Below are 22,217 nucleotides of genomic sequence, written 5' to 3'. Positions count from 1 at the left end.
CGCGCCCTGCCCTAGCCCGCCGCGGCGGCTGCTGCGGCAGCGATCCCGCGGGTGAAATCTGCCTCGAGAAGTGCGATATCCTCGATCCCGACGGAAACCCGGAAGAAGCCCTCCGAAATGCCCATCGCCGCCCGCGCCTCGGGCGTCAGCGCCCGATGCGAGGAGGTTGCCGGATGGCTGAGCGTGGTGCCGACGTCGCCGAGCGTCGGCGCGAAGGGAAGATCGGGTATCGCCCGCACCAGTGCATTCGCCGCCGCGCGCCCGCCCGTCACCTCGAAACTCAGCATGTTGCCGAAGCGCTGGCCGAGCAGGCTCGCCGCCCGCGCCGCATCCGGATGATCGGCCCGTCCCGGATAGAGCACGCGCGCCACCCCGGGCAGACCGGCGATGTGATCGGCCAGCGCCGTGGCATTGGCCTCAGCGCGATCGTAGCGCAGGTCGAAAGTGAACAGCCCGCGCTCGGCGATCCAGCAATCGAACGGGCTCGGCGTGAAGCCCCAGGTCGTGGCCGCCACGCGGATCGCCTCGCGGTCCGCCGGGTCACGCGCCGCGACATAGCCGAGCGTCGCGTCGGAATGACCGGCCAGCAGCTTGGTCACCGAATGGATCACGATATCCGCGCCGTGGTCGAAGGGTCGGAAGCTGCGCGGGGTGGTGAAGGTGTTGTCCACCACCAGCCGGATCCCTCGCTCCCGCGCCAGCGCCGCGATGCCATCCACGTCGGCGAGGCGGATGGTCGGGTTGGACACCACTTCCAGCAGGATCATCCGGGTCTCCGGCCGCAGCGCCGCCGCCACGCTCTCGACCGAACTCATGTCGACCAGCGAGGTCGCGATGCCCTGCTTCGGAAGATCCTCCCGCAGCATCCGCAGCGTCCGGCCGTAGAGCTGGTCGCCGCCGAGGACGTGGTCGCCCGATTTCAGCAGCCCCAACATCAGCGCGCCCACAGCGCCCATGCCAGAGCCTGTCACCAGACCGTCGGTCGCGCCCTCGAGCCGGTCGATCCGGCGGGCTAGCACGTCGGCGTTCGGGTGCCCCTCGCGGGCGTAGGTGTAGCCAGAGGTGACGCCCTCGTATTGCGCATCGAGCGCGTCGGGGCTCTCCGCGGCGTAGACCACCGAGGGTTGCATCGGCGTCGCCACCGGGCGGCTCACGCCTTCGGGCCAGGGCATCCGCCGGATCGTGGTTTCCGGCTGCGCGTTCCGTCGGGGCGTGTCGTCTGCACTCATTTCCGAGTCTCCTTCTGACCCGGAGCGCCTGTGCCCGGGCCGCATGTCTTCATCTTGCCGTGTGGGCCGACGTGCGTCAGAGCGGGGCCAGCCCTGCCCGGAAGCGCCGCGCCTGTCGCTGGTAGCCAAGGGCCGAGGCCTCCAGCCCCTCGATGGCCTTGTCGTCGAGCTGCCGAACCACCTTGCCCGGCGATCCCATCACCAGGCTGTTGTCCGGGATCTCCTTGCCCTCGGTGATCAGCGCACAGGCCCCGATCAGGCAGTTCCGGCCGATCTTCGCGCCGTTCAGCACCGTCGCGCCCATGCCGATCAGGCTGTTGTCGCCGATGGTGCAGCCGTGCAGCATCGCCTTGTGCCCGATGGTGCAGCCCGCGCCGATGGTCAGCGGAAAGCCCATGTCCGTGTGGCAGACGGTGTTTTCCTGGATGTTGGACCCGGCCCCCAGAACGATCGGCTCGTTGTCGCCACGCAGGGTCACGCCGAACCAGACCGAGGCATCCTCGCCGATCACGATGCGGCCGATCACGTTGGCGTCCGGCGCCACCCAGGCGCTCTCGGCAATCTCCGGCGCCACACCGTCGAGTGTGTAGATCATTCCAGCCCCTCCTCGAATTCCGCCTGAAGCCGGCGAACGAATTCCTGCAGCTTCGGCTGCTGTGCCCGGCGCATCCGCTCCGCGGTCACGATGGTCTTCAGCCGCTCGAAGGTGGCGTCGAGATCGTCATTGACCAGAACGTAGTCGTAGCTGCCCCAGTGGCTGATTTCGTCCCAGCTTTTCTGCATACGCTTGGAGATCACCTCGTCGGTGTCCTTGGCGCGCGAGATCAGCCGGCGGCGCAGCTCCGTGATCGACGGAGGCAGGATGAAGATCGACAGCGTGTGCTTGCCGAGATCCGAATTGCGGATCTGCTGCGCGCCCTGCCAGTCGACATCGAACAGGACGTCGCGGCCGTTGTTGATGGCAGCTTCGACAGGTCCCTTCGGCGAGCCGTAGAAATTGCCGAAGACGTGGGCATGTTCGAGCATCTGCCCGTCCGCAACCATCTGCTTGAAGGCCGGCACGCCGATGAAATGGTAATCCACCCCGTCGCTCTCGCCGTCGCGGGGTGCCCGGGTGGTGGCGGAGACTGAGAAGGACAGGCTGTCGTCCCAATCCATCAGGCGCCGCGCCAGCGTCGACTTGCCCGCTCCCGACGGAGACGACAGGATGATTAGCAGGCCACGGCGGTCGGACATGTCGTGCTACTCCACATTCTGGACCTGTTCGCGCATCTGGTCGATCACCGCCTTGAGGTCAAGCCCGATCCGGGTCAGCGCCACGTCCTGCGATTTGGAGCAGAGCGTGTTGGCCTCACGGTTGAACTCCTGCGTCAGGAACTCCAGCTTGCGCCCGATCGCGCCCTCTTCGGTCAGCAGTGCCCGCGCGGCTTCGATATGCGCGCCGAGCCGGTCGAGTTCCTCGGTGATGTCGGCCTTGACCGCCAGCAGAGCCAGTTCCTGAGCGATCCGGGATTCCTCGACGGACTCGGTGTTCTCCACGATTCGCGCCAGCGCCTCCCGCAGCGCCTGACCGGCGGCCTCGGCGCGGCCCTCCAGACGCGCGCTGGCGTCGGCGGCAAGGCTCTCGATCCGGTCGAGCTGGTCGCCGAGCACCCGCGCAAGCGCCTCGCCCTCGCGGGCGCGGCTGACGAGGAAATCCGCCAGCAGCGGCTCGAAATCCGCAACCAGTAGCGCCTTGAGCGGGGCGGTGTCCTCGACCTGTGCCACTCCCTGCCCCTGTACGCCCCGCAGCGCCAGCACCTCCGCCGCGCTCGCCGGCGCGACGTTCACGCCCTCGGCCTCGGCGACCCGGGCCACCTGCGCCAGCGCCTGCAGCGCCTGTTCAAGCCCGCCGAGATCGATGGTGAGCGCCTCGGTCCCTCCGTCCTTGCCAAGCTTCAGCCCCAGGTTGACGCTGCCACGCTTGAGCGCCGCAGTGATCTGTGCCCGAAGCGCAGGTTCCAGCCCTTCGACCCAGTCTGGCAGGCGCAGCCTGAGATCGAGGCCGCGCGCGTTCAGGCTGCGCAGGTCCCAGCTCCAGACATGGGTGTCCGACCGCCCGGTGCGGGAGGCGAAGCCGGTCATCGAGTTAACCATGGCCGGGGCCCTCTCCGATAGAAGGGAGCGCGGCCCGCAGCCTCAGCGGCGGCGCCCCATATCCCGCAACCCGTTGAAGTGGCGTCATTCCGTCAGTCTCCTCCTTGGCGGCGGCAGGTCGGCCCCCTGTCCAGCCGTGATACGTCAGCTCACGCCCGGATGCAAAGTTGCGACGTCGACGCATGCGCTGGAGGTCACGGCAGCAGCCGGGGCCAAAGGCTCAATTTCACTACCAAAACAGGGGCTTGAGTGGCCTTTCCCATTTGGTCCGCATGGCGGACGAAAAATGGTTAACGCATTGTTCGCGTTAACCATTTGATATCGAAATAGGTGTAAATGAAGTCCTAACGAGCTACGAGGTGGGTAAGGTTTCGGTAAGCATGACGGGGCGGAAAAGACGCCATCGCGACAACCGGAACGCAACAGCGCTGGCCAGGGGGCTGGTGTCGGGGAAGGAGCCGGATCGATGTCGAAGGACGGAGTCACCGAACAGGATCGCGTGATCGCGCTGTCGCAGGCGGACACCACCGCCACGCGGTTTCCCATGTTGGAAAGCGTGGAACGCTACTGGAATTCCCTACGCATCAACGGGCAGTTGCCGGCACGGTCCGAGATCGATCCGAAGGGCCTGGAGCGCGCCCTGTCCCGATGTTTCATCCTCGAGCGCGTAGCGCCAGGTGTCGCAAGGTTTCGCCTGTCCGGTTCGCACCTGAACGATCTGCTGGGGATGGAGGTCCGCGGCATGCCGCTGACATCGTTCTTCCTGCCCGACGCCCGCAAGGCCGTGGGCGATGCGCTGGCGCAGGTGTTCGACACACCGGCTACGGCCCGCCTGACGCTGGTCGGGGACCGGGGCATCGGCAAGCCGCCGTTGGACGCGGCGCTGCTGCTGCTGCCGCTGCGCAGCGACCTCGGCGAAGTGACCCGCATTCTTGGATGCCTTCCGACACTCGGGCCCGTCGGGCGCACACCCAGGCGGTTCGATATCCGTCTAGCGCGCATTACCCCGATTGGCGGCATCGCCCGCCCCACCGAACGGGAATCCGGATTCTGGCCAGCCGACAGCAATCCCAGGCTCCGAGGGGTGCTGGACGGCATGGCGGAGGCGCCTGCGGAGTTCACCCCCGCGCCCGTCGCGCCGCGGCCACCGCGGAGCACCGGAAAGCCGCATCTTTACCTTGTGTCATCGCGGGACAACGACTGAAACGCCCGGCCCTGGAACGCAGAACGCCGGCCCAAAGGCCGGCGAGCGCATTTTTCAATCTCAAAATGAATGCTTAAGTTGCGATCTTACATCGCCACGCGAGCTTCCTCACGACGGTTCGAAAGCTCTTCGGCCACCAGGAAGGCCAGTTCCAGCGACTGGCTGGCGTTCAGCCGCGGATCGCAGGCCGTGTGGTAGCGATCGCTCAGGTCCTCTTCTGTCACTTCGCGCACGCCGCCGGTGCACTCGGTCACGTCCTGGCCGGTCATCTCGAAATGCACGCCGCCGGGAACGGTGCCCTGCTCGCGGTGCACCGCGAAGAATTCCCGCACCTCGCCGAGCACCCGGTCGAACGGCCGGGTCTTGTAACCTGTCGCGGACTTGATCGTGTTGCCGTGCATCGGATCGCAAACCCAGACCACGTTGGCACCCTCTTCCCGCACGGTTTCAATCAGGCGCGGCAGGTGCTCGCCGACCTTGCCCGCGCCGAAGCGCGAGATCAGCGTCAGTCGGCCGGCCTCGTTCTCCGGGTTGAGCTTCGCCATCAGCACCTTGAGGTCCTCGGTGGTCATCGAGGGGCCGCACTTCAGTCCGATCGGGTTGATCACGCCGCGGCAGAACTCCACGTGCGCGCCGTCCGGCTGGCGGGTGCGATCACCGATCCAGAGCATGTGACCGGAGCCCGCGATGGTCTGGCCGGTGGTGGAGTCGACGCGGGTCAGCGCCTCTTCGTACTCCAGCAGCAGCGCCTCGTGGCTGGTGTAGAAATCCACGGTGCTCATCGTGGCTATCCGGTCCGAGTTCAGCCCGGCGGCGGACATGAAGCTGAGCGCGTCGGAGATGCGGTTCGACAGCTCGCGGTAGCGCTCCGCCTTGTCGGCCTCGGCAAAGCCGGTCGTCCAGGAATGGACGCGGTGGATATCGGCGAAACCGCCCGTCGAGAAGGCGCGCAGCAGGTTCAGCGAGGCGGCTGCCTGCGTGTAGGCCTGCAGCATCTTCTCCGGGTTCGGGATACGGGCCTCGGAGGTGAACTCCAGTTCGTTGATGATGTCGCCCCGGTAGCTCGGCAGCTCCACACCACCCTTGGCTTCGGTCGGTGCCGAACGCGGCTTGGCGAACTGCCCGGCCATCCGACCGACCTTCACCACCGGCACTTTCGCGCCGTAGGTCAGGACGACGGCCATCTGCAGCATGACCTTGAACGTCTCGCGGATCGCGTCGGCGGAGAACTCGGCAAAGCTCTCGGCGCAATCGCCGCCCTGCAACAGGAATGCCTCGCCCCGGGCGGCCTTGGCCAACTCGGCGCGCAGCTTGCGGGACTCCCCGGCAAAGACAAGCGGCGGATACTTGGAAAGACGCGCCTCGACTGCCTCCAAGGCGGCGGAATCGGGATAGTCGGGCATCTGTACCCGCGGCTTGGCGCGCCAGTCAGATTTTTTCCAGACCCGTGTCATGTCGTCCTCCAAGGGTGTGATACTTGTAAGTCCGCGGTGTATATCCAAGACGTCCCGGGATGGAAACGGGAAATGTTCGGACTTAACGCGCGGGCGCGGCGCAACTTTCGTTCGGTTGCCGTTTGCGAAGCATCACGGGACGGCCTTACCTCTTGCGGCGGCAGAGATTTCCGTTTTCGATACCGGAACTAAGCTGCGAGAGGACCCATGGAATCCAGCGACACCACTCCCATGCCGGTCGTCGAGGTCACGACGGATACCGGGCGCTCGCGGAGGTTCATCTTCGTGCTGCTGGATCAGTTCACAATGCTTTGTTTTGCTTGTGCGATCGAGCCCTTGCGCATTGCCAACCGGATGTCGGGAAGGCAGCTCTATTCCTGGCTAACCGCTGGCGAAGGCGGAGAGAGGATCGCCTGCTCCAATGGCGTCGAGTTCATGCTCGACATGGATCTGGACGAGGTGAGCCGCGAGGATACGGTGATGGTCTGCGGCGGCATCGACGTGCAGAGCGCGACGACCAAGCGGCTGCTGAACTGGATCCGGCGCGAGGCCCGGCGCGGCGCCACCATGGGGGGGCTCTGCACGGCGAGCTACACCTTGGCCAAGGCCGGTCTGCTCGACGGCAAGCGCGCAACCATACACTGGGAGAACCAGGACAGCTTTTCCGAGGAGTTCGAAGACGTTACGCTCACGAAGTCCGTCTTTGTGATGGACGGCAACCGGTTCACCACAGCGGGCGGCACGGCCTCCATCGACCTGATGCTCAAGATCATCGCCGACGACCACGGCGAGGAACTGGCGGGCGCGGTGGCGGACCAGCTGATCTATTCCTCGATCCGCACGGACCAGGACACCCAGAGGCTATCGATCCCGACCCGGATCGGCGTGCGGCATCCGAAACTGAGCCAGGTCATCCAGATGATGGAGCAGAACCTCGAGGAGCCGATCAGCCCGTCGATCCTGGCCACCGAGGTCGCGCTGTCCACGCGGCAGCTCGAACGGCTGTTCCGGCGCTACCTGAACCGCAGTCCGAAGCGGTATTATATGGAATTGCGCCTGCAGAAGGCGCGCAACCTGCTGATGCAGACCGACATGAGCGTGATCAACGTGGCGCTGGCCTGCGGGTTCACCTCGCCCAGTCACTTCTCCAAGTGCTACCGGGCGCATTACCAGACCACGCCCTATCGCGAGCGCGGTGCGCAGGCGGCGCGGCTGTCGATCTGACGCCGCCTAGTTGGCGAGATCGAGAAGCACCTCGACCCGGTCCCGGCCGAGCATCACCCGGCAGGAAGCGATGGCGATCCCTGTGCCGCTGCCGCCGCCGTAGGTTGCGCCGACATGCTCGCAATGGGCATCCCGATAGGCCGACCAGGCAGCCTGCGCGGCTTCCAGCGCGGGAACGGAACTGGCGCGCCCGGTGACGGAGTCGAGCTCACCGGCCGCTCCCATTGCAAAGCCAAGTGAAACTTCAACGGCGTTATCAACTGCTTCCAGCGCGGTGTTCACGCATTGCGAGATCTCGACCTGGCTCGAGCCATTGCATTCCAGGTCTGGACCGGCCGACGCCGGAAATGCTGCCAGCGCGGCCGTCGCGGCCGCCACATACGCCAAGGTTCTCATCGCTCACTCCCATATTCCATGCCAACCCCCTCCCTATCGCGCCTCAGAACATCGACAGCACCGGCGCCGGCGACGCGTGGATCGCGAAGTTCACGACGACCAGCCCGTCGTCGCGTTCGTGCAGCAGAATATAGACGAAAGCATAGGTCTCGCCGACCCAGAAAGCCCGCGCTTCCTGCGAGAAACCGTTGCCAAGATCCTGCTTGCGGAGCACGTCGCTGTTCTCGAAATCCTGCGGGAAGCTCTGACGCGATTGCTCGGTGATCCTCTGCACGTCCGCGAGCGTCAGTCGGTCGCCCCCGCCCATCCGTTGCAGGAGCGCACCGAAAGCGCGTCTGTTGACCATGTCCGTGACGAAACTGTCGAAGGCGGCATAATCCTCGAAGACGGAGACGCGCTCCTGGCCCGCGCCCGGAAGGGCCGACAGGAGAACCGTCGCGGCGATCAGGCCGGCGAACATCTTTTGGCGCATCGTTCCCTCCGAGTTCCGGCGCCCCTGTCCCGGGTGGCGCGACAACTCCTGCCTTGCGGTGCGACCCTCCGCCTCTGCCGGAGCCCGCGCACCGCGATCTCTGGCGCTTCCCATTTCCACAAATGCCCCATAACGTGGCGACCGGACAAGAGATCCAACTGGGAGACCACCAATGAAGAAATTGCTGTTGGCGAGTGCCGCAACCATGCTCGCCCCTGCCGCAATGGCCGAAGACATCAAGCTCGGCGTGCTGCTGGGCTTCACCGGCCCGATTGAATCCATGGCCGTTAACATGGGCGCAGGCGCCGAACTGGCGATCCAGGAAGTCAGCGAGAGCGGCGCGCTGCTCGACGGCTCCACCGTGACCCCGGTGCGCGGGGACTCGACCTGCATCGACGCTGCCGCCGCGACTGCCGCTGCCGAGCGCCTCATCACCTCCGACGGCGTGAAAGGTATCGTGGGCGCCGCCTGCTCCGGTGTGACCGGCGCGGTGCTGCAGAACGTCGCCCGCCCGAACGGCATGGTCATGATCTCGCCCTCCGCGACCTCGCCGGCGCTGTCGACCGCCGAGGATGACGGCCTGTTCTTCCGCACGCCCCCGTCCGACGCTCGCCAGGGCGTGGTGATGGCCGAGATCCTGAACGAGAAGGGCGTCGGCGAAGTTGCGCTGACCTACACCAACAACGACTACGGCAAGGGCCTTGCCGACAGCTTCCAGGCGGCTTTCGAGGGCCTTGGCGGCACCGTGACCATCGTCGCGGCGCACGAGGACGACAAGGCGGACTACTCGGCCGAAGTCGGTGCGCTGGCCTCCGCCGGCGGTGAGGTGCTCGTGGTAGCCGGCTATGCCGACCGCGGCGGCGCGGGCATCGTGCGCGCCTCGATCGACACCGGCGCCTTCGAAACGTTCCACTTCCCGGACGGCATGGTCTCTGATGCCACGGTCGAGAAGTTCGGCAGCGAAGTCGACGGCTCCGCCGGCCAGCTTCCGGGCTCCGACAGCCCCGGCGCCGAGAAGTTCGCCGAAGTCGTGGGCGACGCCTTCGACCCGACCTCGATCTTCGCGGGCGAGAGCTATGACGCCGCGGCGCTGATCATGCTGGCCATGCAAGCTGCCGGTTCCAGCGATCCCAAGGTCTACAAGGACAAGGTGATGGACGTGGCCAACGGCCCCGGCGAGCCGATCCTGCCGGGTGAACTGGCCAAGGGGCTCGAGATTCTGGCCGGTGGCGGCGAGATCGACTACGTCGGTGCGACCGCGGTCGAGTTCATCGGCGGCGGCGAATCCGCGGGCAACTTCCGCGAGGTCGTCGTCCAGGACGGCAAGTTCGAGACGGTCGGCTACCGCTGATCCCTCGCGTCCCGGGCGGCGCTCTTGCCGTCCGGACATACTTGACGTAACGACAGGCGGCCCGGGCCTTCCCCGGGCCGTTTGCCTGCCATAAGACCACCTGCCAGACAGTCGGGCAGAACCTGGGAAAGTCCATGATACGGGTCGAGAACCTCCACAAGCATTTCGGCGGTTTCCACGCCTGCGACGGCGCGTCGATCGAGATCGCCGAGGGCTCCATCACCGGCCTGATCGGCCCCAACGGCGCCGGCAAAAGCACGCTCTTCAACGTCATCGCCGGTGTGCTGCCGCCGACCTCGGGCCGCGTCTTCATGGGCGACGAGGAAATCACCGGCCTGCCGCCGCACGAGCTGTTCCACAAGGGGCTTCTGCGCACTTTCCAGATCGCGCACGAGTTCTCCTCGATGACCGTGCGCGAGAACCTGATGATGGTGCCTGGCGGGCAATCCGGCGAGACGCTCTGGAACACCTGGTTCAAGCGGTCCCTGATCGCCCAGGAAGAGGCCGCGTTGCGCAAGAAAGCCGACGAAGTCCTTGAATTCCTGACCATCGATCACCTGGCCGAAGAGAAGGCCGGCAACCTCTCCGGCGGCCAGAAGAAGCTCCTGGAGCTTGGCCGCACGATGATGGTCGATGCGAAGATCGTGTTCCTCGACGAGGTCGGCGCCGGGGTGAACCGCACCCTGCTGCGCACCATCGGCGACGCGATCATCCGGCTCAACGAGGAGCGCGGCTATACCTTCTGCCTGATCGAGCACGACATGGATTTCATCGGCCGCCTCTGCGACCCGGTGATCTGCATGGCCGAGGGCAAGGTGCTCGCCACGGGCAAGGCCGCCGAGATCATGCAGGACGAGCGCGTGATCGAGGCCTATCTCGGGACCGGCCTGAAGAACCGGGCCAAGGCCGGGGCCGCTGCCGGATGAACCGCCGCGCGCCGCACCCGCTCCCGTCCAGGGACGCCGCGCGCGTCCACTCCCACGAACCAATGAGCAGCCAATGAGCGAACCCTTCCTGATCGGCGACCGCATGTCGGGTGGCTATGGCCAGGGCCCGAACATCCTGCACGGCTGCACCATCGCGGTCGACAAGGGCCAGATCGCCGTGATCGTCGGCCCCAACGGCGCCGGCAAATCCACCGCGATGAAGGCCGTTTTCGGCATGCTCGACGTCCGCGAAGGCGCGGTGCGGCTCGATGGCGAGGACATCACCGCGCTCACGCCGCAGGACCGTGTCGGCAAGGGCATGGCCTTCGTGCCGCAAACCAACAACATCTTCACCTCGATGACCGTCGAGGAGAACCTCGAGATGGGCGCCTTCCTCCGCGAAGACGACATTTCCCAAACGATGGCGCAGGTTTACGAGCTGTTCCCGATCCTGAAGGACAAGCGCCGCCAGGCCGCGGGCGAGCTCTCGGGCGGACAACGCCAGCAGGTCGCCGTCGGCCGCGCGCTGATGACCCAGCCCACCGTGCTCATGCTGGACGAGCCAACCGCCGGCGTCTCGCCCATCGTGATGGACGAGCTTTTCGACCGTATCATCGAGGTCGCGCGCACCGGCATCTCGATCCTGATGGTGGAGCAGAACGCCCGGCAAGCGCTTGAAATCGCAGACAAGGGCTATGTGCTCGTGCAGGGCCGCAACGCCCACACGGGCACTGGCAAGGACCTTCTGGAAGACCCCGAAGTGCGCCGTACCTTCCTGGGAGGCACGTGATGAAAGCCGTGCCCTTGATCATTGCCGCGGTCGTCTCGTCCGGGCCCAGCCTTGCACAGACACTTCAGTGCCAGTTCACCAGCGAATGCTTCGATACCGAAGCCTGTGCCGAAAGCGCCTATGAGATGACGGTCCGGCTCGAGGGCGACATCGCACGTCTGTCCGCCGTCGATGGCGATTTCGACGGCACCGCGGCGGCGCTTGGCGACGGCAATCTCATCCGCTTCGCCAGCGGTTTCGGCCCGGCCATGCTCACCATCCATGGCGATGCCGCCCGTTTCTCCACTCACGGCGCAGCTGACGCCATGATGGTGAACTACTCCGGCACATGCCGGGAGGTGGAATAATGGATATTCTCAACGCCTTCGTGGCGCTTCTCAACTTCGTCATCATCCCGGCCACGGCCTACGGCAGCCAGCTCGCGCTCGGCGCCCTGGGGGTGACGCTGATCTATGGCATCCTGCGCTTCTCGAACTTCGCCCATGGCGACACAATGGCCTTTGGCGCAATGGTGACGATCCTCTTTACCTGGGCCTTCCAGGCAATGGGCCTGTCGATCAGCCCGCTGCCGACCGCTCTGCTCGCGCTTCCCATCGGCATCGCCTTCACCGCCGGCATGATGCTGTTGACCGACAAGTGGGTCTACCGCTTCTACCGCAAGCAGAAGGCCAAGCCGATCATCCTCGTGATGGTCTCGTTGGGCGTGATGTTCGTCCTCAACGGGATCGTGCGGGTGATCATCGGTGTCGACGAGCAGCAGTTCAACGACGGCGAGCGCTTCATCATCAAGGCGGGTGACTTCAAGAAGATGACCGGTCTCGACGAGGGGCTCGCCTTCAAGACCTCGCAGGGGCTCACGATCATCGTGACGATCATCGCGGTGATCGCGCTCTTCTGGTTCCTTAACCGGACCCGCACCGGCAAGTCGATGCGCGCCTATTCCGACAACGAGGACCTCGCGCTGCTCTCGGGCATCAACCCCGAAAAGGTCGTGCGCGTTACATGGATCCTCGCCGCGATCCTCGCCACCACAGCGGGCGTGCTCTATGGGCTCGACAAGGCGTTCAAGCCCTTCACCTATTTCCAGCTTCTTCTGCCGATCTTCGCCTCCGCCATCGTCGGTGGCCTCGGAAACCCGCTGGGCGCCATCGCGGGGGGCTACGTCATTGCGTTCTCCGAGGTCATGCTGACCTATGCCTGGAAGAAGGTGGCAACCTACGTGCTGCCCGAGAGCCTCGCGCCTGACGGGCTCGTCCAGCTCCTGTCGACCGACTACAAGTTCGCGGTGTCCTTCGCGATCCTCGTCATCGTGCTGATTTTCAAGCCGACCGGCCTGTTCAAGGGAAAATCGGTATGAACAAGAACCTCCTCCTCTTCGGCCTTGTTGCGCTGCTCTATATCGGCACCGGTGTCTTGCAGAGCTGGAACACCGCTCTCGCGATCTTCAACATGGGTCTGATCTCGGCAATCATGGCCCTCGGCGTGAACATCCAGTGGGGCTATGCCGGGCTCTTCAACGTCGGCATCATGGGGTTCGTGGCGCTCGGCGGTCTGGCGACCGTGCTGGTGTCCATGCCGCCCGTTGGCGAGGCCTGGGCCGCTGGCGGGCTGCGCATGATCGCCGCGCTGGCGATGGGGGGCGCCACCGTCATCGCCGGGGTGCTGACCTACAAGCGCATGCCCAAGGGACGGAGTCGCAGCCTTGCCGTACTTGGGATCTTCCTCGTCGGGTTCATCCTGTACCGGATGCTGTTCGACCCGGCGCGCGACCTGATCGAGGCCGTCAATCCTGCCTCCACCGGCTATCTCGGCGGCGTGGGCCTGCCGATCCTGCTGGCCTGGCCGCTCGGCGGGCTGCTCGCGGCTGGGGCCGCCTGGGCGATCGGCAAGACGGCGCTCGGGCTGCGCTCCGACTACCTCGCCATTGCCACGCTCGGCATCGCGGAGATCATCATCGCCGTGATGAAGAACGAGGACTGGATGGCCCGCGGGGTGAAGAACGTGGTCGGCCTGCCCCGGCCCGTCCCCTACGAGGTGGACCTGCAGGTGAACCCCGACTTCGTCGCCAATGCCACCTGGCTCGGGCTCGATCCGGCGACGGCCTCCTCGCTCTGGGTCAAGCTGCTCTATGCCGGACTCTTTGCCGTGGTGCTGCTGGTGCTGATCTGGCTGACCCAGATGGCGCTGAACTCGCCCTGGGGTCGGATGATGCGGGCGATCCGCGACAACGAGACCGCGGCCGAGGCCATGGGCAAGGACGTTACCCGCCGGCACCTGCAGATCTTCATCATCGGCTCGGCGATCTGCGGCATGGCTGGCGCGATGATGACCACGCTCGACGGCCAGCTCACTCCCGGCACCTACCAGCCGCTGCGCTTCACCTTCCTGGTCTGGGTGATGGTGATCGTCGGCGGCTCCGGCAACAACTGGGGTGCGGTGCTGGGCGGTTTCCTGATCTGGTGGCTCTGGATCCAGGTGGAACCGATCGGCGGCGCGATCATGGGCCTGCTCACGCTGCCCCTACCCGAAGGGTCCGGCCTGAAGAGCCACCTGCTGGATTCCGTGCAGCATGTCCGGCTGCTGACCATGGGCGTCGTTTTGCTGTTAGTGCTGAGATTCAGCCCGCGCGGGCTCATTCCCGAGAAGTAGCGCGGGCAAGGCTCCGGGTATCTGCGAGACGACAGGAACGGGCGCAGGCTATGCCTGCGCCCGGGGATGTGCTGTAACGGGCGCAGTTTCGATTGCTGGATTTCGAGGATGCGCGGGTTTCCATTGATGGCGTTGGCGGCAGGGGTGGTCCTTTTGCCCGGCCCTGCAGCGGCACAGACCGCAGATCTGGACGGTCTGCGCGGGGACGGCCGATACGATGCGGTGACGATTGCCGGCTTCACGCTCCCCGTGGCGGATGTCGAGGGGCTTGTTGAGCAGGGCGTGATGACCTTCGACGCCGAGACCCGACGCTTTGCCTTTGGTCTGGACATCGGCTCGGAGCGCCAACTCAGGCGTGCGCTGCGACGCTCGCCCGAGGTCGAATCCCGCGCCGTGGTCGATCTCTACCGCGCGAACAAGGTCGCTCTGCCCAATGGCGCCGCCCAGACGCTCACCGTGCCGTCCGGCTACGGCCCGGCGATCTTCTCCAACCAGCGCGGCGGACTATCCTTCGGGGTGGGCATCGGCGGGGTGAGCCGGGTGCCCTATACTGACGAGCCGGACGGTGGGCTGTCCCTTGGCGTGGGCTTCGGCAACGCGTTCGAGACCGTCGGCGTCTCGCTCGGGCTCGCGGTCAACGACCTGTCAGATCCCGGGAACACGGATCGTTATTCCGCCGCCTTCCAGGTCAGCCGCTACCTCTGGGACGGGCTTTCCGTGGCCGTGGGAGGCGAGAACCTGGCCGTCGCCGAGACCGACGGGCAGGAAAGCTACTACGGCGTCGGAAGCTGGGCCTTCGACCCCGAGCATTCCGCCCTGCCCTTTGCTGGCGTGGCGACGCTGGGCGTTGGTTCGGGCCGGTTTGCCGAGATGACCGAGCGCGACCTGGCGGAGGGCAAGCCGAACCGCGCCACCGCCGTCTTCGGCGCAATCTCGATGGCATTGAATCCGAACGCGAATCTCGTGGCCGACTGGAACGGGCGGAATCTCACCGTCGGAGGTGCAATTCTCATCCCGGGTACGGGGATTTCTGTTAGGTTCGGCATCAGAGACCTGACCGGAAACAGTGGCGACGGCCCGCGCCTGACCGGATCGGCAGGCATGACTTTGGCCCGGTTCTGAATTTGTGGCCACACAACCTTTTACGATGGAGTGAATTGCAATGAACAAACCCCTTTCCTTCAGCCTCGCCGTTGGCATCGCCCTTGCCACGACAGTCCCGGCCTTGGCCTCCTCACGCGATTCCGATGGCGATGTGACGTCGGTGATCGCGCCGACGTGGCATGGCGATCCGAAGATCATCTATCGCTTCGATGCCATCGGCACCCCGATCGAACTGACCACAGCGGAGATCGCAGCCGTCGCCGACGCCGGCGGAGCGGGGGGCGCCACGGTGCGCGCCGGTGGCGAGGTCTTTGCCGTGGAGACCGACGCCGGAGAGGTTTTTCTGCGCCATGTGTCGACAGGCCAGCGATACACCGGTGTGCCGATGCGTGTCTCCAGCACTGGCAAGACCCTCCGTGTGAACCCGGCGTCCTTCGGGCTCGACTGACCTGTCAGAGGCCGTAGAGCCCACCGAACTTCGCTTCGAGATAATCCAGCAGCGGCGCGACCGAGATGGGCTCGCCCGTTGCACCCTCGATCACCGCGCGCGGCGTCATCAGGGCGCCGTGCTGCTGCACCGCTTCGCGCAGCCAGCCGGTCGACGGCGTGGCGTCGCCTCGGGCCAGCGCCTCCTCCCACTCGGGCACGTCCTGTTTCAGCGCCTTGAACAGGCAGCCGGCATAGACGTTGCCGAGCGTGTAGGTCGGGAAATAGCCGAACAGCCCGACCGCCCAGTGAACGTCCTGCAGCACGCCGTTGGAGGCGCGGTCCACCTGGAGTGCGAAATCCTCGGCGAACCTGTCGTTCCAGGCCGCTTCCAGATCCGCGACTTCAAGGTCCCCGCCGACAAGGGCGCGTTCAAGGTCGAAACGCATCAGGATGTGCAGGTTGTACTGCACCTCGTCGGCCTCGGTGCGGATGTAGCCGGGGCGTACCGCGTTGACGATGGCGTAGAAATGCTCGGGATCTTCCACGCCGAAGCCGTCGAAGGACTCCCGGAACCGGCCATGCAGCCAGCCGGTGAAGGCGCGGCTGCGGCCGAGCTGGTTCTCGTAGATCCGGCTCTGGCTTTCGTGGACGCCCATGGAGACCCCGGCGCCGAGCGGCGTCAGAAGGAAATCCCGTTTGACGTTCTGCTCGTAGCAGCCGTGGCCGACCTCGTGGATGGTCGAATAGAGGCAGTTGAACGGGTCTGCCGGGTCGGTGCGCGTGGTGATGCGCGAGTCGAGCCCCTGCCCCGACGAGAACGGATGCACCGCCTTGTCGATCCGCCCGTGGTCGAAATCATACCCGAAGGCGCGGGCGGTCTCGGTGGCGAGGCGCAACTGGGCGGCTTCGTCGAAATGCCCGTCCAGCCGGGAGAACCGTTCCCCCTTCTCGAGGACGGCCTCGCACAGTGCCACGAGCCGGGGGCGCATGGCGTCGAACATCGCGGTCAGGCTCGCGGCGCTCTCCCCGGCCTCGTAATCGTCGAGCAGCGCGTCGTACAGGTCACCCCCGTCGGCCAGCGCCTCGGCCTCGCGGCGGCGCAGGTTCAGCACTTCCGACAAGGTCGGCGCGAAGGCGGCGAAATCGTCGTTCGCGCGCGCCTGGGCCCAGATGCCCTGCGCCAAGCTGGTGGTGCGCGCGATAGCGGCGGCCAGATCGGCGGGTACGCGCGTGGCCCGAAGATGCTCGCGTCGGATCTCTCGCAGCTGGGCCTCGGCCACCGGGTCCGCGGGCTCGGCCGCGGCCAGCCAGGCGCTCACCCGCGGGTCGACCTTGCGGGCGTGCAGCACCGTCTCCAGCGCGGCCATCTCCTCGGCTCTCTGCGGCGCGGCGCCGGCGGGCATCACCGTCTCCTGATCCCAGCCGAGCCTGCCAAGCACCTGCTTCAGCGCCTCGGTCTCGCGGGCATGCGCCATCAGCGCGTCATAGGCGGACATCGATCAGAGCCCTTCCCGAACGGAGCTGGCCACCGGATAGCCAGCCAGGAACCGGCCGCGCAGGATCAGCATCCAGACCACAACGGCGACGAGCTGATGGGTGATTGCCACGTGCCATTGCGCTTGCGTCAGCACTGCGACGATACCCAGCACGACCTGCCCGAACACCATCACCAGCATCCAGTCAAACGCCCTGCGGGTGCGGCGATGCGCCGAGCGGCGGCTGCGCGCCCAGACGAAGATCGCGAAGGCGAAAGCGATGTAGCCCAGGGTGCGGTGCATGAACTGCACGAGGCCGGCATTCTCGAAGAAGTTGCGCCAGACCGGTTCGATCTCGAAGGGAAAGGGCGGCAGCACGCCGCCAGCCATCAGGGGCCAGGTCGGAAAGGCCCGGCCGGCGTCGATCCCGGCCACCAGAGCACCGAGCAGGATCTGCAGGAAGACGAGATGCAGCAGCCCGGTCGAAAGCCCCCAGAGCTTCGCCTCCTTCTGGCGCCGCGCCTGCATGAGATCCCGCTCCGGACGCGAGAGCATCATGACGTACCAGCCGATCAGGCCGAGGATCACGAAGGCGAGCCCGAGGTGCACCGCGAGCCGGTAGGAGGCGACGTCGGTCATCTCGCCGCCGAGCCCGCTCGACACCATCCACCAGCCGATCGCTCCCTGGACCCCGCCCAGAACGCCCGGTAACACCAGGCGCCCGGTCCAGCCGACGGGGATCTTGCGCGCCGCCAGGAACCCGAGGAAGCCCACGGCCCAGACCAGGCCGATCACCCGGCCAAGCTGCCGGTGCCCCCATTCCCACCAGTAGATCGACTTGAACTCTGAGAGCGTCATCTCGCTGTTCTGGAGCTCGAATTCCGGGATCTGCTGATATTTCTCGAACTCGACGTTCCAGGCCTCTTCCGACAGCGGCGGCACCGCGCCGGTGACCGGCGCCCATTCGGTGATCGAGAGCCCGGAATCGGTGAGGCGGGTCAGCCCTCCGACGACGATCATCGCCACCACCATGGCGAAGAGCACGATGAGCCAGGCCCGGATCGCGCGCCGCGCACCGCCGCGGGCCTTGTCGATCACGCCGGTCTGCACGGGGCGCGCCTTCTGCGCCTCCGGCTTCTCCTCGCTCACCTCTTCGAAAATGCTGCGCTTGGCGGCCATGTCCTGCTCTCCTCTCGGCTCACTCGTCCGGTCGGTCGGTTTGGGAAGTGCGCGGCTGCCGGGTCAGCTGCCGCAGCATGCCGTGAAATATCTGCACGTCTGCCCGGGTCAATGCCAGCCGCGACAGCATGTTGCGCACGGCGAGCTTCATTCCCGGCGCCTTGGTCTCGGGGAAGAAGAATCCGGCGTCGTCAAGCTTCTGCTCGAAATGCTCGCCCAGCTTCTCGACCTCGATGGCGGTGGCGCGCTCGATCTCCGGCGCCTCGGCGGGCGCTTCGGTCTGGCGGCGCCATTCGTAGGCGGTCAGCAGTACGCATTGGGCGAGGTTCAGGGAAAAGAACTCAGGGTTCACCGGCACGGTGATGATCGCATGCGCGCGGGCGACGTCCTCGTTCTCGAGCCCCGCGCGTTCGGGGCCAAACATCACCCCGACCTTGCCGCCGGCTTCCGTCACCGCGCGCGCCTCGGCCATCGCGGCCTCGGGCGTCAGGACGGGCTTGGTCATGCCCCGGACCCGGGCGGTCGTGGCATAGACATGGGTGCAATCGCCGATCGCCTCGGCCACGCTGTCGAAATGGCCCGCATTGTCGAGGAGCCGCCCCGCCCCGCTGGCCAGCGCCACCGCGCGCGGATTGGGCCAGCCGTCCCGCGGACTCACCAGCCGCATCCGGTCCAGACCGAAATTCCACATCGCCCGCGCCGCCCCGCCGATGTTCTCGCCCATCTGGGGACGTACGAGGATGAAGGTGGGCTGGGACATGGGCACTCCGTCGGTTTCAGATCCCCGACCTGATACGATGCGAGGGAACGGCCTTCAAGCAGCCATGGCGCCGGGGAAAAAAGGGCGCTATGAGAGGCGCCGATTGGCACACAAGAAGCCGGAGAGACAGATGGCCGAGACAGAACAGCCGCAGATCTACCTGATCACCCCGCCCGAATTCGAGCTCTCCCGCTTCCCCGACGCGCTCGCCCGCGTTCTGGACTCCCGCGAGATCGCCTGCGTCCGTCTGGCGCTGGCCGGTCAGGACGAGGACCGGATCGCCCGCGCCGCCGACGCCTGCCGGACCGTGTGTCACGGGCGCGACGTGGCGATCGTGATCGAGCGGCATCTCCAGCTCGCCTTGCGGCACGGGCTTGACGGGGTCCACCTTGATGGCGCGCGCGGCATCCGGGATGCCCGCAAGGAACTGGGCGAGGACGGGATCGTCGGCGCGTATTGCGGCACGTCGCGGCACGACGGGATGAACGCCGGCGAGGCCGGGGCGGACTACGTGGCTTTCGGGCCGGTCGGCGCCACCGCGCTCGGCGATGGCTCGGTGGCCGAGACCGACCTCTTTGCGTGGTGGTCCGAGATGATCGAGCTGCCGGTTGTGGCCGAAGGCGGGTTGACGTCGGATCTCGTCCGCACGCTTGCGCCGATCACCGATTTCTTCGGGATCGGCAGCGAGATCTGGGCCGAGGAAGACCCCGCCGACGCGCTTGCGCGCCTCCTGTCCGCCGCAGACTGACCGAAGGACTTCTTCTGTCTGAAAATATCCCCGCCGGAGGCACATCTTTCGCCCGAAAGATCGTTCATCTATCGGGCGGCGAACCCGTCCCGCGATGTCGGAAGCCCGCCGCGCACAGCCTCCTCGCAGCGCGCGGCGAGCGTCTTGCGGCTACCGTTGCCCGCCACCGGAACCGCCGGGTGATAGATCACATCGACCGATCCCTGGCGCGGCGCGGCCAGGATCTTGAGAAGGTGCGGACCGAAATCCATGTCGCCCCACCAACCGTAGAACCGCGGATCCGCTCCCTCGGGCGCGCGATAGACCAGCGTGACCGGCTGGATCTGCAGGCTGTCCTTCAACCCGTCGTTCAGGAAAGCCTCGAAAAGCGTGGACTTGAACGGAAGCACCTGCAGCCCGTCGGTGCTGGTCCCCTCTGGAAAGAACAGCAACCTGTGTCCCGCCATCAGGCGCGCTTCGAACAGCGCCCGTTGGGCCGCGGCCTCCTTGCGGTCGCGGTTGATGAAGACGGTGCCGGTGGCCCGCGCCAGCCAGCCGATCCCCGGCCAGCCCGCCACCTCGGCCTTGGAGACGAAATACACACTGTCGCCGGCGTTGAGCGCAAAGATGTCGAGCCAGCTCGCATGGTTCGAAACCACCGCCGCGCGCCCCCGCACGGGCCGGCCGACGACCTTGCGGCGAATCCCCAGCAGAACGAAGGCGGTGGTGCAGACGAAACGTGTGATCCAGGGCGTAACCGGGCGGCGAAGGCCGAAAATTGGCCGTTCCAGCAGTCGCAGCAGCAGAAGCAGGGCGAGACAGCCAAAGACGACAATCCCGAGCGGCAGGCCCCGGCGGACCACCCGCAGCCAGTCACGCAGGCCGAGCGGTCCCGGGCCGGGCGGCAGATGATCCGACTGCCAGGTCGCGCTCATCCGGCGTTGCCGGCATAGAGCGCGCGCTGCCGCTCCGGGATCCGGTCGGTATCCATTACCAGGCAGATGTCGGTCGTGTTGAAACTCGTGTCCACGAAAGCGCCTTCGCCGACGTAGCCGCCGAGCCGAAGATATCCCTTGATCAGAGCGGGGATGGACCGGACGGCGGCATGTCGGTCGATCCGGTCTTCCGGCAGGATGTCCATTGCGGTGAAATGGTCCGGCAATGCACGCACGCGCAGTTCGGGCGGAGCCAAGTGCGCGTGATGAAGCAACGACAGCGGCTGGGCCAGAGCCTTCACATCCGTCCCGTGAAAGCTGGCCACGCCGAAAAGAATGGCGATATCGCGCTCCAACACATACTTGCCGAGCCCGTTCCAGAGATGGTGCAGCGCGAGACCCCCGCGAAATTCCGGGAGCACGCAGGATCGGCCCAGTTCCAGCAGCCTGCGCCCCGAGTTGACGAGGCACTCGAGATCATACTCGCCTGCGCAGTAGAAACCGCCCGCCGCCTCCGCCCTGTCGCCGGGCATCAGTCGGTAGACCCCAACGACGTGATCCAACGTCGCCGGATCGCGGCGCCGGTCGACAAGGATCAGGTGGTCGTAATGCGGGTCGAAGTGGTCGCGCTCGAGGCGGTTCTCATGGTCGACCAGCGGGCCGTCGCCACCCAGCTCCTCCACGAAGACCGCATAGCGCAAGCGTTGCGCCGCCAGCAGGTCCTGCTCGGTTTCTGCCAGGCGAATGTCGAATCTCGGGTCTGTCGGAGTCATGCGGTTGCGGCGGTCCGTCGCTGTCGGCTCGATGGCCGGTCTTAGGCGCTCCCCCGGGGATTGGCAACCTCGGCGCGTCCCCGCTCTCCCCATATCCGGTGAATTGACCCTCCCATGTCACCCTGTATGGTCGGCCTGTTTCGGTAGCGCGTGGCAGTGATCGCGGGGCCTCCGGTCGCAGTTCAATCATACTCCGGGAGCAACCCGATAACCCGCCCGTCGATAACTACCTTGCCAGCGTTCTCGAAATTCACCGTGATCCGATGTCCGATCCGGGACTGCACCTGCCCGAGCCCCCAGTCAGGGCGGTCCGGGTGACGCACCAGTGCCCCCGGCTCGAGATAGGCGTTCAGATCGATCATATCCCACTCCCTCCAGGAATACCTGTACATGTCCAGTGATCATCCCCATCGCCGGCCCGACATCCCGGCCCTGATAGGTTCCCGCATCTGCCACGACCTGATAAGCCCGATCGGAGCGATTGGGAACGGCATCGAACTGCTTTCGATGGCCGGAGTCGGGGGCGGACCGGAATTGTCGCTGATCTCCGAGAGCGTGGCCAATGCCAATGCCCGGATTCGGTTCTATCGGCTTGCCTTCGGGCAGTCCGGACAGGACCAGGCCACAAGCCGCAGCGAGATACTCTCGATCCTGCGCGATCTCTACGCGGGCTCCCGGATGGAGGTCTTCTGGCAGGTCAACAGCGATTGCCGCCGCGACGAGGCGAAAGCCGCGCTTCTGGCGTTGCAATGCCTCGAGAGCGCGATGCCCTATGGAGGCCGGGCCGAGGTGACGCGCATGGATGGGCGGTGGCAGGTTGTCGGCACGACCGCGAAGCTGCGGATCGACGAGGGACTCTGGACCCCGCTCCTGACCGGTGCAGACGTCGAGGAGGTGACACCGGCCCAGGTTCATTTCGCGTTGCTGCCTGACACCCTTCAGGCGCTCGGACGCAATCTCGCCGTCACCCGGTCTGGCGAGCAGATCACCTTGGGATTCTGACG

At 66.1% G+C, this 22,217-nt stretch carries 25 protein-coding genes; 12 read left to right on the top strand and 13 right to left on the bottom strand.

Annotated elements, in window-relative coordinates; genetic code table 11:
• Positions 1-11: 11 nt before the first annotated feature.
• From ACFQ2S_RS16750 to ACFQ2S_RS16735, 4 genes are all read right to left on the bottom strand, one after another.
• On the bottom strand, positions 12-1,229 hold the full coding sequence (locus ACFQ2S_RS16750; RefSeq protein ID WP_386076188.1) for a trans-sulfuration enzyme family protein: 1,218 nt from the start codon (positions 1,227-1,229) through the stop codon (positions 12-14).
• Between the two features lie 76 nt (positions 1,230-1,305).
• Entirely contained in the window at positions 1,306-1,824 is a 519-nt protein-coding gene (locus ACFQ2S_RS16745) for a gamma carbonic anhydrase family protein (protein ID WP_386076186.1), read from the bottom strand.
• On the bottom strand, positions 1,821-2,465 hold the full coding sequence (gmk, locus tag ACFQ2S_RS16740) for a guanylate kinase (RefSeq protein ID WP_386076184.1): 645 nt from the start codon (positions 2,463-2,465) through the stop codon (positions 1,821-1,823). The genes ACFQ2S_RS16745 and gmk overlap by 4 nt, the downstream gene beginning before the upstream one ends.
• A 6-nt stretch (positions 2,466-2,471) precedes the next feature.
• Positions 2,472-3,365 carry a YicC/YloC family endoribonuclease gene (locus ACFQ2S_RS16735; RefSeq protein ID WP_386076183.1) on the bottom strand — a complete coding sequence of 298 codons (894 nt, stop codon included), beginning with the start codon at positions 3,363-3,365 and terminating at the stop codon, positions 2,472-2,474.
• 466 nt (positions 3,366-3,831) lie between these two features.
• Here ACFQ2S_RS16735 and ACFQ2S_RS16730 point away from each other — a divergent pair, with 466 nt between their 5' ends.
• A complete protein-coding gene (locus ACFQ2S_RS16730; RefSeq protein WP_386076181.1) occupies positions 3,832-4,569 on the top strand; it encodes a PAS domain-containing protein in 738 nt (245 codons plus the stop codon).
• Between the two features lie 86 nt (positions 4,570-4,655).
• On the opposite strand, the gene ACFQ2S_RS16725 is transcribed toward ACFQ2S_RS16730, so the two are convergent.
• Entirely contained in the window at positions 4,656-6,023 is a 1,368-nt protein-coding gene (locus ACFQ2S_RS16725) for a class II 3-deoxy-7-phosphoheptulonate synthase (RefSeq protein WP_386076180.1), read from the bottom strand.
• Positions 6,024-6,230: 207 nt separating this feature from the next.
• Between ACFQ2S_RS16725 and ACFQ2S_RS16720 the strand changes: the two genes are divergently transcribed.
• Positions 6,231-7,247, top strand: coding sequence for a GlxA family transcriptional regulator (locus ACFQ2S_RS16720; protein WP_386076178.1), 1,017 nt, complete (start codon positions 6,231-6,233; stop codon positions 7,245-7,247).
• Between the two features lie 6 nt (positions 7,248-7,253).
• Here ACFQ2S_RS16720 and ACFQ2S_RS16715 read toward each other — a convergent pair whose 3' ends face one another.
• Both ACFQ2S_RS16715 and ACFQ2S_RS16710 read right to left on the bottom strand, forming a co-directional pair.
• Positions 7,254-7,643: a lysozyme inhibitor LprI family protein gene (locus ACFQ2S_RS16715; RefSeq protein ID WP_386076177.1), complete on the bottom strand. Its 390-nt coding sequence runs from the start codon at positions 7,641-7,643 to the stop codon at positions 7,254-7,256.
• Between the two features lie 43 nt (positions 7,644-7,686).
• Positions 7,687-8,115 carry a hypothetical protein gene (locus ACFQ2S_RS16710; RefSeq protein ID WP_386076175.1) on the bottom strand — a complete coding sequence of 143 codons (429 nt, stop codon included), beginning with the start codon at positions 8,113-8,115 and terminating at the stop codon, positions 7,687-7,689.
• A gap of 172 nt (positions 8,116-8,287) precedes the next feature.
• On the opposite strand from ACFQ2S_RS16710, the gene ACFQ2S_RS16705 reads away from it, so the two are divergent.
• The 8 genes from ACFQ2S_RS16705 to ACFQ2S_RS16670 all read left to right on the top strand — a co-directional run bounded on the left by ACFQ2S_RS16705 (position 8,288) and on the right by ACFQ2S_RS16670 (position 15,383).
• Positions 8,288-9,466 (top strand): ABC transporter substrate-binding protein, encoded by a 1,179-nt coding sequence (locus ACFQ2S_RS16705; RefSeq protein WP_386076173.1) that lies wholly within the window; start codon positions 8,288-8,290, stop codon positions 9,464-9,466.
• A 134-nt stretch (positions 9,467-9,600) separates the two neighbouring features.
• Positions 9,601-10,392, top strand: coding sequence for an ABC transporter ATP-binding protein (locus ACFQ2S_RS16700; RefSeq protein ID WP_386076171.1), 792 nt, complete (start codon positions 9,601-9,603; stop codon positions 10,390-10,392).
• 73 nt (positions 10,393-10,465) lie between these two features.
• Positions 10,466-11,182 (top strand): ABC transporter ATP-binding protein, encoded by a 717-nt coding sequence (locus tag ACFQ2S_RS16695; RefSeq protein WP_089233992.1) that lies wholly within the window; start codon positions 10,466-10,468, stop codon positions 11,180-11,182.
• On the top strand, positions 11,182-11,529 hold the full coding sequence (locus ACFQ2S_RS16690; protein ID WP_386076169.1) for a hypothetical protein: 348 nt from the start codon (positions 11,182-11,184) through the stop codon (positions 11,527-11,529). The genes ACFQ2S_RS16695 and ACFQ2S_RS16690 overlap by 1 nt, the downstream gene beginning before the upstream one ends.
• Positions 11,529-12,539 (top strand): branched-chain amino acid ABC transporter permease, encoded by a 1,011-nt coding sequence (locus tag ACFQ2S_RS16685; RefSeq protein WP_089233990.1) that lies wholly within the window; start codon positions 11,529-11,531, stop codon positions 12,537-12,539. Before ACFQ2S_RS16690 ends, ACFQ2S_RS16685 begins: the two co-directional genes overlap by 1 nt.
• Complete coding sequence (locus ACFQ2S_RS16680) at positions 12,536-13,831, top strand: branched-chain amino acid ABC transporter permease (RefSeq protein ID WP_386076167.1); 1,296 nt, start codon at positions 12,536-12,538, stop codon at positions 13,829-13,831. Before ACFQ2S_RS16685 ends, ACFQ2S_RS16680 begins: the two co-directional genes overlap by 4 nt.
• 108 nt (positions 13,832-13,939) lie before the next feature.
• Complete coding sequence (locus ACFQ2S_RS16675; protein WP_386076165.1) at positions 13,940-14,953, top strand: hypothetical protein; 1,014 nt, start codon at positions 13,940-13,942, stop codon at positions 14,951-14,953.
• A 40-nt stretch (positions 14,954-14,993) separates the two neighbouring features.
• On the top strand, positions 14,994-15,383 hold the full coding sequence (locus ACFQ2S_RS16670) for a hypothetical protein (protein ID WP_386076163.1): 390 nt from the start codon (positions 14,994-14,996) through the stop codon (positions 15,381-15,383).
• A gap of 4 nt (positions 15,384-15,387) precedes the next feature.
• Here ACFQ2S_RS16670 and ACFQ2S_RS16665 read toward each other — a convergent pair whose 3' ends face one another.
• Genes ACFQ2S_RS16665 through ACFQ2S_RS16655 form a run of 3 tightly spaced genes read right to left on the bottom strand, consistent with a single transcriptional unit; the run spans position 15,388 to position 18,778 of the window.
• Positions 15,388-16,860, bottom strand: a complete 1,473-nt coding sequence (locus tag ACFQ2S_RS16665) for a carboxypeptidase M32 (RefSeq protein ID WP_386076161.1) — start codon at positions 16,858-16,860, stop codon at positions 15,388-15,390.
• Between the two features lie 3 nt (positions 16,861-16,863).
• Entirely contained in the window at positions 16,864-18,018 is a 1,155-nt protein-coding gene (ctaA, locus tag ACFQ2S_RS16660) for a heme A synthase (RefSeq protein ID WP_386076159.1), read from the bottom strand.
• 19 nt (positions 18,019-18,037) lie between these two features.
• Positions 18,038-18,778 (bottom strand): RNA methyltransferase, encoded by a 741-nt coding sequence (locus tag ACFQ2S_RS16655; protein WP_386076157.1) that lies wholly within the window; start codon positions 18,776-18,778, stop codon positions 18,038-18,040.
• Between the two features lie 130 nt (positions 18,779-18,908).
• Between ACFQ2S_RS16655 and ACFQ2S_RS16650 the strand changes: the two genes are divergently transcribed.
• Entirely contained in the window at positions 18,909-19,526 is a 618-nt protein-coding gene (locus tag ACFQ2S_RS16650; RefSeq protein WP_386076156.1) for a thiamine phosphate synthase, read from the top strand.
• Between the two features lie 68 nt (positions 19,527-19,594).
• Here the strand turns inward: ACFQ2S_RS16650 and ACFQ2S_RS16645 are convergent, their stop codons facing one another.
• The 3 genes from ACFQ2S_RS16645 to ACFQ2S_RS16635 all read right to left on the bottom strand — a co-directional run bounded on the left by ACFQ2S_RS16645 (position 19,595) and on the right by ACFQ2S_RS16635 (position 21,575).
• Positions 19,595-20,440: a lysophospholipid acyltransferase family protein gene (locus ACFQ2S_RS16645; RefSeq protein WP_386076155.1), complete on the bottom strand. Its 846-nt coding sequence runs from the start codon at positions 20,438-20,440 to the stop codon at positions 19,595-19,597.
• Complete coding sequence (locus tag ACFQ2S_RS16640) at positions 20,437-21,213, bottom strand: GNAT family N-acetyltransferase (RefSeq protein WP_386076153.1); 777 nt, start codon at positions 21,211-21,213, stop codon at positions 20,437-20,439. The genes ACFQ2S_RS16645 and ACFQ2S_RS16640 overlap by 4 nt, the downstream gene beginning before the upstream one ends.
• A gap of 182 nt (positions 21,214-21,395) precedes the next feature.
• Positions 21,396-21,575 carry a DUF3553 domain-containing protein gene (locus ACFQ2S_RS16635; protein ID WP_386076152.1) on the bottom strand — a complete coding sequence of 60 codons (180 nt, stop codon included), beginning with the start codon at positions 21,573-21,575 and terminating at the stop codon, positions 21,396-21,398.
• Positions 21,576-21,603: 28 nt separating this feature from the next.
• On the opposite strand from ACFQ2S_RS16635, the gene ACFQ2S_RS16630 reads away from it, so the two are divergent.
• Positions 21,604-22,215, top strand: coding sequence for a histidine phosphotransferase family protein (locus ACFQ2S_RS16630; protein WP_386076151.1), 612 nt, complete (start codon positions 21,604-21,606; stop codon positions 22,213-22,215).
• The last annotated feature ends 2 nt before the right edge of the window (positions 22,216-22,217 follow it).

It is taken from the genome of Tropicimonas aquimaris (assembly GCF_042676185.1).
GTDB classification, from domain to species: domain Bacteria; phylum Pseudomonadota; class Alphaproteobacteria; order Rhodobacterales; family Rhodobacteraceae; genus Tropicimonas; species Tropicimonas aquimaris.
Note: the sequence above shows the minus strand (reverse complement) of the source record. Positions and strands in the feature narration are given on the sequence as shown.